14 protein-coding genes are annotated in these 16,631 nt (G+C 67.6%); 9 read left to right on the top strand and 5 right to left on the bottom strand.

Annotated features, from left to right (window positions below; all coding sequences use genetic code 11):
• Window positions 1-41: 41 nt before the first annotated feature.
• The 4 genes from glnG to glnA all read right to left on the bottom strand — a co-directional run bounded on the left by glnG (window position 42) and on the right by glnA (window position 5,030).
• The gene (gene glnG / locus ACRYRV_RS09365) at window positions 42-1,454 is read right to left on the bottom strand and encodes a nitrogen regulation protein NR(I) (RefSeq protein ID WP_444985307.1); all 1,413 of its coding nucleotides are present in this window, start codon (window positions 1,452-1,454) and stop codon (window positions 42-44) included.
• Complete coding sequence (glnL, locus tag ACRYRV_RS09360; protein ID WP_444986179.1) at window positions 1,447-2,493, bottom strand: nitrogen regulation protein NR(II); 1,047 nt, start codon at window positions 2,491-2,493, stop codon at window positions 1,447-1,449. Before glnL ends, glnG begins: the two co-directional genes overlap by 8 nt.
• 424 nt (window positions 2,494-2,917) lie before the next feature.
• Window positions 2,918-3,484 (bottom strand): DUF4124 domain-containing protein, encoded by a 567-nt coding sequence (locus ACRYRV_RS09355; protein WP_444985308.1) that lies wholly within the window; start codon window positions 3,482-3,484, stop codon window positions 2,918-2,920.
• Between the two features lie 139 nt (window positions 3,485-3,623).
• On the bottom strand, window positions 3,624-5,030 hold the full coding sequence (gene glnA, locus ACRYRV_RS09350) for a glutamate--ammonia ligase (RefSeq protein WP_444985309.1): 1,407 nt from the start codon (window positions 5,028-5,030) through the stop codon (window positions 3,624-3,626).
• A gap of 513 nt (window positions 5,031-5,543) precedes the next feature.
• Here glnA and ACRYRV_RS09345 point away from each other — a divergent pair.
• The 8 genes from ACRYRV_RS09345 (at window position 5,544) to ACRYRV_RS09310 (ending at window position 14,010) form a co-directional block, all read left to right on the top strand.
• On the top strand, window positions 5,544-6,110 hold the full coding sequence (locus ACRYRV_RS09345; RefSeq protein ID WP_444985310.1) for a hypothetical protein: 567 nt from the start codon (window positions 5,544-5,546) through the stop codon (window positions 6,108-6,110).
• 125 nt (window positions 6,111-6,235) lie between these two features.
• Window positions 6,236-8,083, top strand: coding sequence for a translational GTPase TypA (gene typA / locus ACRYRV_RS09340; RefSeq protein ID WP_309636707.1), 1,848 nt, complete (start codon window positions 6,236-6,238; stop codon window positions 8,081-8,083).
• A 122-nt stretch (window positions 8,084-8,205) separates the two neighbouring features.
• Window positions 8,206-8,538, top strand: a complete 333-nt coding sequence (locus ACRYRV_RS09335; protein ID WP_309636706.1) for a hypothetical protein — start codon at window positions 8,206-8,208, stop codon at window positions 8,536-8,538.
• Window positions 8,539-8,663: 125 nt separating this feature from the next.
• Window positions 8,664-10,109, top strand: coding sequence for a sodium-dependent transporter (locus tag ACRYRV_RS09330; RefSeq protein ID WP_309636705.1), 1,446 nt, complete (start codon window positions 8,664-8,666; stop codon window positions 10,107-10,109).
• Window positions 10,110-10,197: 88 nt separating this feature from the next.
• Window positions 10,198-10,977 carry an ABC transporter ATP-binding protein gene (locus ACRYRV_RS09325; protein WP_444985311.1) on the top strand — a complete coding sequence of 260 codons (780 nt, stop codon included), beginning with the start codon at window positions 10,198-10,200 and terminating at the stop codon, window positions 10,975-10,977.
• Window positions 10,964-11,668, top strand: a complete 705-nt coding sequence (locus ACRYRV_RS09320) for an ABC transporter ATP-binding protein (RefSeq protein ID WP_444985312.1) — start codon at window positions 10,964-10,966, stop codon at window positions 11,666-11,668. The genes ACRYRV_RS09325 and ACRYRV_RS09320 overlap by 14 nt, the downstream gene beginning before the upstream one ends.
• A 24-nt stretch (window positions 11,669-11,692) precedes the next feature.
• Window positions 11,693-12,700: a branched-chain amino acid ABC transporter permease gene (locus ACRYRV_RS09315; protein ID WP_309636702.1), complete on the top strand. Its 1,008-nt coding sequence runs from the start codon at window positions 11,693-11,695 to the stop codon at window positions 12,698-12,700.
• Window positions 12,700-14,010 carry a branched-chain amino acid ABC transporter permease gene (locus ACRYRV_RS09310; protein WP_444985313.1) on the top strand — a complete coding sequence of 437 codons (1,311 nt, stop codon included), beginning with the start codon at window positions 12,700-12,702 and terminating at the stop codon, window positions 14,008-14,010. The genes ACRYRV_RS09315 and ACRYRV_RS09310 overlap by 1 nt, the downstream gene beginning before the upstream one ends.
• A gap of 87 nt (window positions 14,011-14,097) precedes the next feature.
• On the opposite strand, the gene ACRYRV_RS09305 is transcribed toward ACRYRV_RS09310, so the two are convergent.
• A complete protein-coding gene (locus ACRYRV_RS09305) occupies window positions 14,098-15,303 on the bottom strand; it encodes an ABC transporter substrate-binding protein (RefSeq protein ID WP_444985314.1) in 1,206 nt (401 codons plus the stop codon).
• A gap of 189 nt (window positions 15,304-15,492) precedes the next feature.
• On the opposite strand from ACRYRV_RS09305, the gene ACRYRV_RS09300 reads away from it, so the two are divergent.
• Entirely contained in the window at window positions 15,493-16,554 is a 1,062-nt protein-coding gene (locus tag ACRYRV_RS09300; RefSeq protein WP_444985315.1) for a C45 family autoproteolytic acyltransferase/hydolase, read from the top strand.
• The last annotated feature ends 77 nt before the right edge of the window (window positions 16,555-16,631 follow it).

Raw genomic sequence — 16,631 nt, 5'->3', positions numbered from 1 at the left:
TCAGGATGCGTTCGCAGGCTCTGGAAAGCGGGACGGCCTCCTCACTCGCCGTCCGCCAGCGCCGGCAGCAACACCTTGAGCTTGCGGGTCAGGGTGTTGCGGCCCCAGCCCAGCAGCTCGGCGGCTTCGCCCTTGCGCCCGCCGGTATGGCGCAGGGCGGTCTCGATCAGGATGCGTTCGAAATCCGGGACGGCCTCCTCCAGCAGGTGGGTGTGCCCCGCCGCCAGGGCGCGGTCGGCCCAGTCTCGGAAGGCCGTCCGCCAGTCGCCGCTGACCGTCCCGCTGCCGTCGTCGGCGCGCAGCTCCGGGGGCAGGTCCTCCACCAGGATCTCGCGACCGGAGGCCATCACCGTCAGCCAGCGGCAGGTGTTCTCCAGCTGGCGCACGTTGCCGGGCCAGGCCATGCGGGTCAGATGGGTCTCGGCCTCGGGCGTCAGCACCTTGATATCGGTGGCGAGCTCCTTGGCCGCCTCGGCCAGGAAGTGGCGGGCCAGCCGCGGAATGTCCTCGCGACGCTCGGCCAGCTTCGGCAGGTGCACGCGGATCACGTTGAGTCGGTGGAAGAGGTCCTCGCGAAAGCGCCCATCCTCCACCAGGCGCTCCAGGTCCTGGTGGGTGGCGGCGATGATGCGCACGTCCACCTTGACCGGCGTATGCCCCCCGACCCGGTAGAACTCCCCGTCGGCCAGCACCCGCAGCAGGCGGGTCTGGGTCTCGGCGGGCATGTCGCCGATCTCGTCCAGGAAGAGGGTGCCGCCGTTGGCCTGCTCGAAGCGCCCCTGGCGGGTCGCCGTGGCCCCGGTAAAGGCACCCTTCTCGTGGCCGAACAGCTCGGATTCGATCAGGTCCCGGGGGATCGCCGCCATGTTGAGGGCGATAAAGGGCTGGCCCGCCCTGGGGCTGTGCTGATGCAGGGCCCGGGCCACCCGCTCCTTGCCGGTGCCCGACTCGCCGTTGATCAGCACGGTGATATGGGAGTGGGAGAGCCGGCCGATGGCGCGGAACACCTCCTGCATGGCCGGCGCCTCGCCGATGATCTCGGCATCCAGCCCCTCGGGCACGACGACCGGGCGCTGGCGCTCCCGGGCGTGGGCCACCGCGCGACGCACCAGGGCCAGCGCCTCGTCGACGTCGAAGGGCTTGGGCAGGTACTCGAAGGCCCCGCCCTGGTAGGAGGCCACGGCGCTGTCCAGGTCGGAGTGAGCGGTCATCACGATCACCGGCAGGTCCGGGTGGGCCTCGCGCACCCGGGCCATCAGGTCGAGGCCGTCGATGCCGGGCATACGGATATCGGTCACCAGCACGTCCGGGGGGTTGTCGAGCAGGCCCTGCAGGGCGCTGTCGGCGCGCTCCATGCACTCCACCTTCAGGTCGGGCTGGGCGAGCGCGCGCTCCAGCACCCAGCGGATGGCGCGGTCGTCATCGACGATCACCACGCGTGCGACGTCAGTCATGGCGCTTCTCCAGGGGTATCAGCAGTCGGAATTCGGTGTGGCCGGGCTCGGAGTCGCACTCGATCAGGCCCTGATGCTGGTGCAGGATCGCCTGGGCGATGGAGAGCCCCAGGCCGCTGCCCTCGGCGCGGCCGGAGACCATGGGGTAGAAGAGGGTCTCGCGCAGCGCCTCGGGGACCCCGGGGCCGTTGTCGACCAGCGCCACCTCGCACACCAGGCGGTGGCGCTCGGCCCCCAGGGTGAACTGGCGCCGCGCCCGGGTGCGCAGCACCAGCCGGGGGTCCGGCGTCCCCGCCTCGCTCATCGCCTCCACGGCGTTGCGGGCCACGTTGAGCACCGCCTGGATCATCTGCGCCTCGTCACCGGCCAGGTCCGGCAGGCTAGGGTCATAGTCGCGCTCGATGGCGACCCGGGGATGCTCGGCGAGCAGCAGCGACCTGACCCGCTCCAGCACCTTGTGGATATTGAGGGGCTCGTGGTGGGTCATGCGGTTGGGGCCGAGCATGGAGTCCACCAGGTCGCGCAGCCGGTCCACCTCCTCGACGATGATGCGGGTGAACTCCCGCTGGCCGGGGTCGTCGAGGTCGCGCTCCAGCAGCTGGGCGGCGCCGCGGATGCCCCCCAGAGGGTTCTTTACCTCGTGGGCCAGGCCGCGGGTCAGCACCTTGATGGTCTCCTGGCGGGTCAGGAGCGCCTCCTCCCGGGAGATCTGCATCAGCCGGTCACGCGGCTCGATCTCCAGCAGCAGCTCCTCCCGGGAGAGCGGCGTCACCGTGTAGTCCACCACCAGGGCATCACCGGCCAGCATCACCAGGCGCGCCTCCCGCTGGGTGAAGGGGTGGAACTCGTCACGGGCCTTGCCGAGCACCTCGCCGAGCCCGTCGTCGCTCTCCATCAGCTGGCAGAGCCTTGCCCCCTGCACGCGTCCCAGGCTGATCGCCAACAGCGCCTCGGCGGCGGGGTTCATCCACTGCAGTCTCAGCTCGCCATCGAGCAGCACCACGGCGGTGGTGAGGTGCTCCATCAGGCGCTGATACATCGAATCGGCCATATCGGCTCCACGGCTGCCCATCGCTATCTCCTGGCTCCTGCGAGATGTTCTGCAAGAAGCGCGCCAGGCCGGCCGGGCCCATGCCCCGGGGCTTATCGGGCGATAAGGGGGCGGCACTGCACCAAAATAGTGCACAAGCGCCTGGCCTGCACCCGCCCATGACCTCGGATGGTGCGACGTCTGCCCGATCTCAGTTCAGACGAGTGGCGTCCCGCGCCTCCTGGCGGCGCAGGGGTGGCGCCTCATCGGGCAGCCGGCGGACAGGCTCGCCCCGGCGCAGTGGCGAAGGGGGCTCGGCAGGCGGCGGTGCCGGCTTCAAGGGCCAGGGGGGACGCACATCGCCATGCGGGGGGCGACAGGGCCTTGGGCCACCGTCCGGGCACCACGGCCAGGGTGCCCAGCGAGGGGGTAGCTAATCGGCCGGGCGGTTGACGCTGGCCCGGTGCACATAGACGGTGACCGGCGAGGTGCGGTGGCGCACTGCCCCGCTGCCGTCCAGCAGCTCCGCCTGCAGCACATGCTCGCCGGGGTTCATGTTGGCCACCATGAAGGCCGTGGTATGCATGGCCGTCTGGCTGACCTGGCCATTCACCAGCAGGCGCACGCGGTGGTCCTCGCGCAGCTCGGGCTCGATGCCAAGCTCCACCGGGACATTGCCCGCCGCCCCCACCGGGAAGGCCTGCTCATGGGTAGGCGAGAGCATCCGGAAGCTGTCGTAGGGCATGAAGGGCTGGCCCGGCGAGGCGCTGGGGGCCGGCGCGGTGCCGCCCTCCAGGCGCGGCGCCGGCTCGCCGGTGCGCACCTCCCCCCTGGAGGGCACCACCGTCACCGGCGCCAGCTCCACCTGCTCGCCGCCTCGCTCGGGGTTGTCGGTAAACACCACGTTGCCCTGGGCATCGGTGATGCGATAGATCGTCTGAGCCTGGGCCGCCAGGCTGAACGATAGCCCCACCGCCAGTGCCAACATGACCTTGTGCATGACTCCTCCCCTGCGCTGCCGCCTGCCCGGCGGGCGTGGCAGCTTGATCTGGTCTCATCCTTGGATAGTGAACAAGATAAAGGGGTTCCGCCATGGCGGAACCCCTTTCGTCTCTCAACGTCGCTGGATCGCAGGAGGATCAGCAGCTGTAGTACATGTCGAACTCGATCGGATGAGTGGTCATGCGGATGCGCTCCACGTCCTCCATCTTCAGCTCGATATAGGCATCGATCATGTCGTCGGTGAAGACGCCACCCTCGGTCAGGAAGGCGCGATCCTTGTCCAGGGCATCCAGGGCCTGGTCGAGGCTGTGGGCCACGGTCGGCACCTTCTTGCCCTCTTCCGGCGGCAGGTCATAGAGGTTCTTGTCCATGGCGTCGCCGGGGTGGATCTTGTTCTTGATGCCGTCGATGCCGGCCATCAGCATCGCCGCGAAGCACAGGTAGGGGTTGGCGGTCGGATCCGGGAAGCGGAGCTCGACGCGCTTGCCCTTGGGGCTGGCGGTGTAGGGAATGCGGATGGAGGCGGAGCGGTTGCGGGCCGAGTAGGCCAGCATCACCGGCGCCTCGAAGCCCGGCACCAGGCGCTTGTAGGAGTTGGTGGAGGCGTTGGCGAAGGCGTTCAGGGCACGAGCGTGCTTGATGATGCCGCCGATGTAGTAGAGGGCCATCTCGGAGAGGCCGGCGTACTCGTCGCCCGCGAACTGGTTGTTGCCATCCTTCCAGAAGGACTGGTGGACGTGCATGCCGCTGCCGTTGTCGCCGACCAGCGGCTTGGGCATGAAGGTGGCGGTCTTGCCGTAGGCGTGAGCCACGTTGTGGATCACGTACTTCATCTCCTGGACCTCGTCGGCCTTCTTGACCAGGGTGTTGAACTTGATCCCGATCTCGTTCTGGCCGGCGTTGGCCACCTCGTGGTGGTGCACCTCGACGGTCTGGCCGATCGCCTCCAGGGTGTTGCACATGGCGCCGCGGATATCGTGGAAGCTGTCCACCGGGGGCACCGGGAAGTAGCCGCCCTTGACCCGCGGACGGTGGGCCAGGTTGCCGCCCTCGATGGGACGGTCGGTGGACCAGGCGCCCTCTTCGGAGGTGATCTTGTACATGGAGCCCTCGATATCGGACTTCCAGTGCACCTCGTCGAAGATGAAGAACTCGGGCTCGGGGCCGAAGAAGGCGGTGTCGCCCAGGCCGGTGGACTGCAGGTAGGCCTCGGCGCGCTTGGCGATGGAGCGCGGGTCACGCTCGTAGCCCTGCATGGTGGCCGGCTCGATGATGTCGCAGCGCAGCACCAGGGTAGAGTCCTCGGTGAAGGGGTCGAGGAAGGCGGTGCCATCTTCCGGGCGCAGGATCATGTCCGACTCGTTGATGCCCTTCCAGCCGGAGATGGAGGAGCCATCGAACATCTGGCCGTTCTCGAAAAATTCCTCATCGATGTCACGGGCCGGGATGGTGACGTGCTGCTCCTTGCCACGGGTATCGGTAAAGCGCAGGTCGACCCACTTGACGTCATGTTCTTCAATCAGGGCGAGAGTCTTGGCAGACATGGTGTCCTCCGGTTGAGCGGTGCTCGGGGCGTTGAGGTGTTGCGAAGTTGTAGCATGCCGTGGGCACTCTGCCCACGATCACCGGGCATGACCCGATGCTGCCCAATACAATGCACGCCCCATGCCAGAATTGCACCCACATGCAACAGGACCTCAGCACAGGGCTGATTTGAAAGACAAAAACGCCCCCGGGAAGCGCACCACCCTGAACCAGGCCCTTCGCCGCCTCGCGGCTCACCGTCCCCCTCGCCCCCATTTCGCACCAGGATGGTGCAATAATCGATCTCCATGCACTGCTGCAGGGCATCCGCGATCCCGGCCGGCGAGTATGGTCCGGCCTCAGCCCCGGCAGAACGAGAATTGCGCAACGTCAGGGTGACGCAATTTCATATGCAAACTTTTTGATACTCAAGGACACTCAGGGCTACACTCGATTACAACAGCGTGAACCTACCGGCAGCAACTCCCGGCCGCCGGCCACGTCCCCCGCCGCGGTCAACTGCCGGAGCTCGCATGGCTACCTTCACCGCCTGCATTCTGATCGACGCACGCAGTGCCGGCGCCAGGCTGCCCCGGCAGCTGGCGGTCGTGGCACCGCTGGCGCAGGCGGCAGGCGAAGCCACCTTTACTCTCTGGGTCCTGGATGACACCGGCGATGCGCGGCTGCCACGCATCGCCCAGCGCTTCGGCGCACGCCTGGTGTCGGTAGCACCGCTCCCCCTGGGGCAGCGGCTGAACGAGGCCATTGCCAGCAGTAGCGGCGATATTCTGGTGTTTCCCGGCATCGGCAACACCACCAGGGCGGAGGCCCTGGCACGGCTGGCCGCCGAGGTCGCCGCCGGCAGGCTCGACGCCGCGATCCTGCCCACCCGGCACGCTGGACGGCTGGCGCGCCTGCTGGCCAGGCTGCGGCGGCTGCCCAGCGGCGATGGCCTCTGCCTTTCCCGCAGCTGGTTCGAACGCATCGGCGGCTGCGACCCCGAGCTCGATGACCAGGCCTTCAGGGAGTTGCTCGAGCGCCTGCAGGCCTGCGGCGCCCGGATCCGGCCCGCCCGCGTTGACAGCCCATCGAAAGCGTAAATCCGCTATTCCCGGACCGGGGTAGGCTGTACAATGCTGGCCCAACCTCCCTACCCCCACGCGCCCAGGGCACTGAACCGTTACGTGCAAGGAGGGTGCGCCTCTAATTCGATGAGCAGCAATCTATGACCACCGCAACGCCTTCCGAGATCGCCAATCTCCGGAACATCGCCATCATCGCCCACGTTGACCACGGCAAGACCACCCTGGTCGACAAGCTCCTCAGCCAGTCCGGCACCCTGGACCGCAAGGCCGAGGGACAGGAGCGGATCATGGACTCCAACGACCAGGAGCGTGAGCGCGGCATCACCATCCTGGCCAAGAACACGGCGATCCGCTGGAACTCGCCCGACGGCGAAGAGTACCGCATCAACATCGTGGATACCCCCGGACACGCCGACTTCGGCGGCGAGGTCGAGCGGGTGATGTCCATGGTGGACTCGGTACTGCTGCTGGTGGATTCGGTCGACGGCCCCATGCCGCAGACCCGCTTCGTCACCCAGAAGGCCTTCGCCCAGGGCCTCAGGCCCATCGTGGTGGTCAACAAGATCGACCGCCCCGGCGCCCGCCCCGACTGGGTCATCGACCAGATCTTCGACCTGTTCGACAATCTCGGCGCCACCGACGAGCAGCTCGACTTCCCGATCATCTACTGCTCGGCCCTCAACGGCATCGCCGGCCCCGACCCCGAGGAGCTGGCCGAGGACATGACCCCCATGTTCCAGGCCATCGTCGATATCGTCGAGCCGCCCAAGGTGGAGCTGGATGGTCCCTTCCAGATGCAGATCTCGGCGCTGGACTACAACAGCTATGTGGGCGTCATCGGCCTGGGCCGCATCAAGCGCGGCGCGGTGAAGCCCAATCAGCAGGTCACCGTCATCGGCACCGACGGCGCCACCCGCAAGGGCAAGATCGGCCAGGTGATGACCCACCTGGGCCTGGAGCGCGTGCAGACCGAAGAGGCCACCGCCGGCGACATCGTCTGCATTACCGGCATCGACTCCCTCTCCATCTCCGACACCCTGTGTGACCCGGCCAGCGTCGAGGCGCTGCCGCCGCTCTCCGTGGACGAGCCCACCGTCTCCATGACCTTCCAGGTCAACGACTCGCCCTTTGCGGGCAAGGACGGCAAGTTCGTCACCAGCCGCAACATCAAGGACCGCCTCGACCAGGAGCTGATCCACAACGTGGCGCTGCGCGTCGAGCAGGGCGAGACCCCGGAGAAGTTCATCGTCTCCGGCCGCGGCGAGCTGCACCTCTCGGTGCTGATCGAGACCATGCGTCGCGAAGGCTTCGAGCTGGCCGTGGGTCGCCCCGAGGTGATCATCAAGGAGATCGACGGCGTCAAGCAGGAGCCGTACGAGGAGGTGATCATCGACTGCGAGGAGCAGCACCAGGGCGCCATCATGGAGGAGCTCGGCTACCGCAAGGGCGAGATGACCAACATGAACCCGGACGGCAAGGGCCGGGTGCGTCTGGACTTCATCATCCCCGCCCGGGGCCTGATCGGCTTCCGCGGCCAGTTCATGACCCTGACCTCCGGCACCGGCATCCTGACCAGCCGCTTCGACCACTACGGCCCGCTCAAGCCCGACGCCGCCACCGAGCGCCGCAACGGCGTGATGGTCTCCATGGTCGACGGCAAGGCGCTGGCCTATGCGCTCTACGCCCTGCAGGACCGCGGTCGCCTGATCATCGACCACGGCACCGAGGTCTACGAGGGCATGCTGATCGGCATCCACAGCCGCGCCAACGACCTGGTGGTCAACCCCACCAAGGGCAAGAAGCTCGACAACATGCGCGCCTCGGGCAACGACGAGAACATCGTGCTGACCCCACCGGTGAAGTTCTCCCTGGAGCAGGCCATCGAGTTCCTGGACGACGACGAGCTGGTGGAGGTCACCCCCAACCACCTGCGTCTGCGCAAGAAGTTCCTCAAGGAGCACGAGCGCAAGCGCGCCAGCAAGAAGTAAGACCGGCCGCCACGCTGGAAGACGCCCGCCCGGGAACCTCCGGGCGGGCGTTGTCGTTTCCGCGAGTCACATCTTCTATGCTGAAGGCCTGACAGCCCCTGCCACCCAACCAGGAGAGCAGCATGCACAAGCACGTGGAGTGGGACGACCCCGGCGCCGACAGCGTGATGCGCCACTTCGAGAAGGACCCCATGGGCCACTCGGCCCCCGGGCGCGGCGACATCCTCTCGGCCCGCTACCAGGGCACCGTGGTGCGCATTCGGGTAGAGGCCTACGTGGAGGGCACCAGCATCGGCGAGGTGGCAGCGATCATCGCCATCGACAACGGCCGCCGCCTCAAGTCCCACGGCAAGCTCGCCCTGGGCGATACCGTACGCCTGCCGGACGAGTCCAGGGCGCTGGAGCCTCGCATCGGCCAGCAGGACGACGACGAGGAAGAAGAGCAGGAACAGTAGTCGATAGCGACACCATCGCCGAACTTAACGGCCGGTAAACGCTAGCCAGCTGGTTCCCGAGTGCGTTTTGTCGCAAAGTGGCGGCACAGGCCCACAAGGCCATACGATTCGCATCCGGAGCCTCCATGAGCAAGCATAACGTCTGGACCCACAAGGGCACCTTCCTGCTGGCCGCCGTCGGGTCGGCGGTGGGACTCGGCAACCTGTGGCGCTTTCCCTACCTCACCGGCGAGAACGGCGGCGGCGCCTTTATCCTGGTCTACGCCCTGACCATCTTCGCCGTGGGCATCCCCATCCTGATCGCCGAGACCATGCTGGGCCGCGCCAGCCGCCGAAGCCCCATCATGGGCATGCGCTTCCTCACCCGTACCCACAACACCTCGCGAGCCTGGGAGTCCATCGGCTGGCTGGGGGCCGCCTCGGCCTTCCTGATCCTGAGCTTCTACTCGGTGATCGCCGGCTGGGCCATCCACTACACCTGGCAGATGCTGACAGGCTCGCTCTCCGGCGCCGATGCCGAGACCATCGGCGAAGGCTTCAACGCCCTGCTCGCCTCTCCGGCCCTGCTGACCCTCTACCACACCCTCTTCATCATCGCCTCGGGGCTGATCGTGGGCATGGGCATCCACAAGGGCATCGAGAGCGGGCTGCGCATCCTGATGCCGGCGCTCTTCGTGATCCTGCTGCTGGTGCTGGGCTACGGCGTGGCCAACGGCGACTTCGGCGCCGCGGCCAGCTTCTTGTTCACCTTCAACCTGGCCGACCTCAGCCTCGAGGGCTGGCTGGCCGCCATGGGGCAGTCCTTCTTCACCCTGAGCCTCGGCATGGGCGCCATCATGGCCTACGGGGCCTACATGTCCAGCGAGCTCTCGCTGACCCGCACCGCCGTCTCCATCGCCATCGTCGACACCGCCGTGGCCATGATCGCGGGCCTGGCGATCTTCTCGCTGGTGTTCGGCGCCGGCCTCGACGCCGGCCAGGGCCCGGGGCTGATGTTCGTCACCCTGCCGCTGGCCTTCGCCGAGATGCCCTTCGGCGCCCTGATCGGCGGGGTCTTCTTCATCCTGGTGCTGGGGGCCGCCATCAGCTCCTCCATCTCGCTGATCGAGCCGGTGGCCGCCTTCCTGGTGGAGCGCTTCGACCTTACCCGTCCCCAGGCGGTGTTCGCCATGGTGGTGGCCAGCTGGGCCCTGGGCCTGCTCACCGTGGTCAGCTTCAATATCTACGCCGAGGGCACCCTCTTCCACACCCTCTTCGGACGCAGCGCCTTCGACTTCATCGAGCTGCTCACCAATATCTTCATGCCGCTCGGTGGCCTTCTGATCGCGCTCTTCGCCGGCTGGGCCCTGACCCACAGCGAGGTGATGAAGGAGATGCGCACCAACGAGACCTGGTTCGCCATCTGGCGCTTCCTGGTGCGCTTCGTGGCCCCGGCGGCGGTGGCCTTCGTCTTCCTGCGCGCCATTCCCCAGGTGGAGGGCTATCTCATCCCCACCATCGGCGCCCTGGTGATCGTCGGTGCCTTTGCCGCCGGCCGCACCTTCCTGGTGGATGACAGCCAGGAGCGCTAGCCGGATAACCGCCGCCCGCACCGCGGGCGGCGCCCAGGCAGAACAGGCCACCGACAGCGGCCATCAACAAGAACAACAGGACAGTGCCATGGCAGCCATGATCGACGTGCGTCACGTCAACAAGGCCTTCGGCGGCCTGAGGGTCATCAACGACTGCTCCCTCCGGGTCGAGAAGGGCTCCATCACCGGGCTGATCGGCCCCAATGGGGCCGGCAAGTCGACCCTCTTCAACATCATCGCCGGCGCCCTGCCGCTGGACAGCGGCCAGGTGCTGCTCGACGGCGAGGAGATCACCAACCGCCCCGCCAACGAGCTCTTCCACAAGGGGCTTTTGCGCACCTTCCAGATCGCCCACGAGTTCTCCCAGATGACCGCCCTGGAGAACCTGATGATGGTGCCGCCGCAGCAGGCCGGCGAGCACCTCTTCAGCGCCTGGCTCAAGCCCGGCGCGGTACGGGCAGAGGAGGCGGAGGTGCGCCGCAAGGCCCTCGAGGTGATCGACTTCATCGGCCTCTACCACGTGCGCAACGAGCTGGCCGGCAACCTCTCCGGCGGCCAGAAGAAGCTGCTCGAACTCGGCCGCACCATGATGACCGACGCCCGGGTGGTACTGCTCGACGAGATCGCCGCCGGGGTCAACCGCACCCTGCTGGGCGACCTGGTGGAGAACATCGAGCGCCTCAACCGCGAGATGGGCTACACCTTCCTGGTCATCGAGCACGACATGGAGATGATCGCGAGGCTCTGCGATCCGGTGATCGTGCTGGCCCAGGGCAGCGTGATGGTCGAAGGCACCATCGAGGAGATCCAGAACAACCCCGAGGTCATCGAGGCCTACTTCGGAGCGTCCCACGATGCCACTGCTTGATGCCCGCGACGTGCACGGCGGCTACGGCGGCATGAACATCCTCAACGGGGTGGACATGGCCATCGAAGCCGACGAGATCGGCGTCATCGTCGGCCCCAACGGCGCCGGCAAGTCCACCATGCTCAAGGCCATCTTCGGCCTGCTCACCGTCACCCGGGGAGAGATCCTGCTGCGCGGCGAGCCGATCCACAACCTGCCCCCCAACAAGCTGGTGCAGAAGGGCATGGGCTTCGTCCCCCAGGAGAAGAACGTCTTTCCGAGCATGACGGTGCAGGAGAACCTGGAGATGGGCGCCTTCCTCAAGCCCCAGAACGTCAAGCGCATGCTCAAGCGGATCTACGACTTCTTCCCGCCGCTCTTCGACAAGCGCCACCAGCCCGCCGGCGAGCTCTCCGGCGGCCAGCGCCAGATGGTGGCCATGGGCCGGGCGCTGATGGCCGAGCCCAGCCTGCTGCTGCTCGACGAGCCCACCGCGGGCCTCTCGCCGCTCTACATGAACGAGATCTTCGCCCAGGTGAAGCAGATCAACGCCGCCGGCGTGGGCATCCTGATGGTGGAGCAGAACGCCAAGCAGGCACTGGCCATCGCCGACAAGGGCTTCGTGCTGGCCGCCGGCCAGAACCGCTTCACCGATACCGGCGCCGCCCTGCTGGCGGACCCGGACGTCGCCAGGAGCTTCCTGGGCGGCTGAGCCAGGGGCAGGAGAACAACCGTCGTGAACGAACTCGTCTTCTTTATCAACAACGTGGTGATCGCCGGCAGCGTCACCGGCTCGATCTACGCCATCGGCGCCATCGGCGTCACCCTGATCTTCAGCATCATGCGCTTCGCGCACTTCGCCCACGCCGACATGATGACCTTCGGGGCCTTCATGGTGCTGCTGCTCACCGCCGCCTTTCCGGGGGTGGGGGCAATCGTGGGGCTGCCCACCCCGGTGGTGATGCTGCCGGCGGCCATGGTGCTCACCGCCCTGCTCGCCGTGGGCATCGACAAGGCCTTCTACAAGCCGCTGCGCGCCCACGGGGTCAAGCCCATCGTCCTCGTCATCGGCTCGCTCGGCGTCACCCTGATGCTGCAGGGGCTGATCCGGCTGTTCGCCGGCACCAGCGGCCAGAGCCTCTACATGGCCGGGGAGCGCAAGGAGATCTATCGCCTCGCCCTGCCCTTCGAGGGGGTGCGCGCGCCCATCGTGATCACCGAGCCCCAGATCATCCTCTTCGTGCTGACCATCGCCTGCGTGGTAGGCCTGCACCTCTTCCTCAACCGCTCGCGACTGGGCAAGGCGATGCGCGCCATGTCCGACAACCCCGACCTGGCCCGCGCCTCGGGGATCAACACCAACGCCATCGTGGCGGTGACCTGGGTGATCGCCGGGGGCCTGGCGGCCATCGCCGGCACTCTGCTGTCGCTGGACGTCACCTTCAAGCCCGACCTCAGCTTCTTCCTGCTACTGCCGATCTTCGCCGCGGCCATCGTCGGCGGCGTGGGGCACCCCTGGGGCGCCATCGCCGGCGGCTTCGTGGTGGGCTTCGCCGAGACATTAGCGGTGTTCAACTGGGCGGTGCTGCTGCGACCCATCGCCCACCACTTCCCCGAGTGGCTGGAGCTGCCGCGCAACCTGGCCTTCGTCGGCACCGAATACAAGATCGTGGTGCCCTTCTTCATCCTGGTGGCCATCCTGGTATGGCGTCCCACCGGCATCTTCAAGGGCAAGGTGATCTGATGAACACTCAAGACAAGCGCCGCGCAGACCTGGTCAACGCCCCGTCGCGCTTCCCCCTGCGCGAGGTGGTGCTGTTTGCCGCCCTGCTGGCGGCCATCCTCGGCGTCTACCTGGCCATGGGTGCCGCCTACAGCACCCGCATGCTGGTGGAGGCCGCCTGCTACGCCATCCTGGCCCTCGGCCTCACCATCCAGTGGGGCTATGCCGGCCAGTTCAACGCCGGCGTCATGGGCTTCGTGGCCCTCGGCGGCTACTGCGCCATGGCCTTCAGCGTGCCGGTGAACCCCGCCTTCTGGGAGAGCGAGCTGCCCGGGGAGCTGGCCCGGGTGCTGCTCTACGCCGCCGCCGCGACCCTGCTGGTCGTTGGCGCCACCCGGCTCGACCGCCTCGGCGTGCCGAAGCGGCTGCGCACGGTGATTGCCGTCGTGCTGGCGGTGGTGCTCTACCTGGTGGTGATCAGCCTGCTGCGCGGGGTCACCGGCGAGATCCAGTCCCGGGCGGGCTTCGTCGGCGGCCTGGGCCTACCGGCCTGGACCGGCTGGATCGTCGGCGGGGCGCTGGCCGGCGCCGTGGGCTACTTCATCGGCCATATCTGCCTGGGCCTGCGCAGCGACTACCTGGCCATCGCCACCCTGGGCATCGCCGAGATCATCAAGGCCTTCCTCAAGAACTCCGACTGGCTGACCCGCGGCACCGCCACCGTCTCGCCGCTGCCCTGGCCCACCCCGGGGCCGGCGGAGCTGGGCTTCACCCTGGCCCGGGCGGCCTACCTCTCGGTGACGGCGGTGCTAATCGCGATGATCTTCTTCCTGCTGCACCGCGCCTACCACGCCCCCTGGGGCCGCATGGTGCGCGCCATCCGCGACAACGAGGTGGCCGCCTCGGCCATGGGCAAGGACATCAACCGGCGGCGCCTGGAGATCTTCGTGCTGGGCTGCATCCTGATGGGCCTGGGCGGCGGCGTCCTGGCCACCTTCAACAGCCTCTTCGACCCCAACGGCTACCTGCCCCTCAACCACACCTTCCTGGTGCTGGTGATGGTGATCCTGGGTGGGCCCGGCAACAACCTGGGCACCATTTTTGGCGCCGTGGCGGTCTATATCATCTGGATCATGTCGGAGCCGCTGGCGCTGGCAGTGATGAACCTGGCGGTGCACCTGGGCGATCTCTGGTTCGGCTGGGAGCCGCCGCGCAATATCGAGAGCCGCGCCCTGCAGGCCCGGGTCTTCGTGATCGGCCTGCTGATCACCCTGGTGCTGCGCTTCGCGCCTCAAGGCCTTTTACCTGAAAAGGTCAGGCACCACGGGTAGAGAGGCCGATTGAAACAAGTAGGCCCCGGTGGTTTCCCACCGGGGCCTATTGGGTCAGAGCGCTCTGATCAGCTCAGCGCGAGGCGCTCAGGGCTCGACGAAGCCCTTGCTGACGAAGCGGCCGTCCTCGACCACCATCTCCACCACCACCCCGGGCACGTCGCCATTCTCGTCGAACTCGTGGCTGCCGGAGGCGCCCTCGTAGTTGATCTCCACGCCCTGAGCGATCAGCTCCACGGCCTTCTCCCACTCGCCGGGCAGTATGATCTCGCCCGGAGCGCTTGAGACGCTGCGCAGCGCCGCGGAGAGCCCCTCGCGCTCGGCGCTGCCGTTCTGCTCGATGGCCAGGGCCACCAGGAAGGCGGCATCGTAGGCCTGGGCGGCGAACACCGCACTCGGGTCGATGCCGGCGGCCTCGGCGGCCTCGTTGAACAGCTCGGTGCCCGGCAGATCGGGGCTGCCCGGACGAGTAGCGATCATGCCCTCCAGCACATCGGCACCCACCGCCTGAACCAGGCTATCGCCTACCATGCCGTCGGCGCCCACATACTGGGTAAACATGCCGCTCTCGTAGGCCTGGCGCAGCACCGTCTGGCCGGAGGTGTCGGCATAGGCCAGCACCACCAGGGTGTCGGCGCCGCTGGCCGAGAGCGAGCCCAGCTCGGAGCGGTAGTCGGCGCGGTTGTCCTCGTGGGCCAGGTTCTCGGCCACGGTGCCGCCGCCGGCCTCGAAGGCCTCGCTGAAGGCCTCCGACAGGCCGCGGCCGTAGTCGTTGTTCACATAGGTGACCGCCACGAAGTCGATGCCACGGTCGAGGACCAGCTTGGCCAGCATCTCGCCCTGGAAGGCATCGGAGGGGACGGTGCGGAACACCAGGTCGTTGTCGTCCAGCTCGCTCACCGCCGGTGCCGTGGAGGCCGGCGAGACCATCACCACGCCGCCGGGAATCGCCGCGTTGTTGGCCGCGGCGATGGTCGCCCCGGTGCAGAGCGCGCCAACGATAGCGGTGACGTTCTCGGTGTTGACCATGCGGTCCGCCGCGTTGGAGGCCGCCGAGGCGTCGGCACAGGTGGTATCACCGCTGGGCATCACCAGGGTCTGCCCCCCGAGGATGCCGCCCTGCTCGTTGACCTGCTGCACCGCCAGGCGAGCCCCTTCGAAGATAGGCGGCGTCAGGCTCTCGATGCCCCCGGTGAAACCGCCGAGGAAACCGACCTTCACCTCGGCCTGGGCCACGCCGGCCAGGCTCAGCGCTGAGGCCGCAATGGCCATCGACAGGATGCTCTTCTTCATGTTGTTGTCCCGTTGGTTGCGAATAATATGCTGGTGACTCCCTCGCTCAATCTGGAACGCCCCGCGGGAAATCTCAAGCCGTCGCTACCAACGCTGGCGGTGCCATCCGTCAACCTCAGAGCGAGGCGGCGCGTGACACCAGCAAACCTATACTGAGACTCTACCCCGCCAGGAGGAGGCGCTCGAACCATGCTGCAGCAGCTGATTACCGTCACCGAGCTCAGCGGCAGCCGCCGCGAGATCGGCCTGGCCCACGGCCGCACCCACGCCCTGCTGATCCAGCGTAGCCTGGAGGTCTACGACCGGCTCTTCCACGACTTCGTGGGCATCCGCTGGGTGCGGGCCCGGGCCGAGGCCAAGCGCTTCGGGCGGATGATCGAGCGCGGCTTTCCCGAGATCCTCGAGGAGATGGACGCCATCGCCGAGGGGGCCGGCGTCGAGCCCATCGATATCCTCACCCTCAACTGCCGCAGCGAGATCTCGCTGACCCGGGCCAGCGGCGGCTGCTCCGCCTTTTCCCTGGCCCACGCCGGCACCCAGTGGCTGGCCCAGAACTGGGACTGGCGCACCGACCAGCTGCACAACGTGGTAGCGCTGAGGATACAAGGCCGGGACGCCGCGCCCCTGGTCAGCGTCGGCGAGGCGGGCATGGTGGCCAAGATCGGCCTCAACGCCCACGGTATCGGCGTCTGCCTCAACGCCATCCGTTCGCAAACCTGCGGCGAGGGGCTGCCGATCCACGTGGCGCTGCGCAAGATCCTCGAGAGCCCCGATATGGAAAGCGCCCTGGCGGTGGCCAGCCGCGACCGGGTCTGCTCCCCTGCCCACTTCCTGGTAGCCAGCGCTTCGGGAGAGGCGGTGGGGCTCGAGGTACACCCCGGCGAGCCCGGTCGGCTCGGTGCCGAGGGCGGCGTGGTCACCCACACCAACCACCTCTACGCCCCGGACGCCACCGCCCAGGTAGAGGACTTCCCCCGTCCCGATTCGAGGCCGCGACTGGCGCGCCTGGACGACCTCCTGGGTCAGGCGCTGCCCGCCAAGGGCCCCGTGGATGAGCGCACCCTGTTCGAGATTCTCGCCGACCACCACGGCGAACCGCTCTCGATCTGTCGCCACTTCAACCCCGCCCAGCCCCCGGAGGAGCGCATGGAGACCCTGTTCGGCGTGGTCATGAACCTCACCGAGCGGCGCCTGACCCTGCGCCACGGCAAGCCCTGCGAGACCGAGGAGGCGCTGGAGGTCTCCCTGTAGACTGGCGGCGGCCTGCCCCTTCGCCGGGCTTCTTCGCTATACTGGCCATCGACTTGCTGCACCGCAGCGCAAACAGG

The organism is Halomonas mongoliensis (assembly GCF_052496345.1).
The sequence above is the reverse complement of the archived record's forward strand: the minus strand, read 5'-3'. Positions and strand labels throughout refer to the sequence as shown.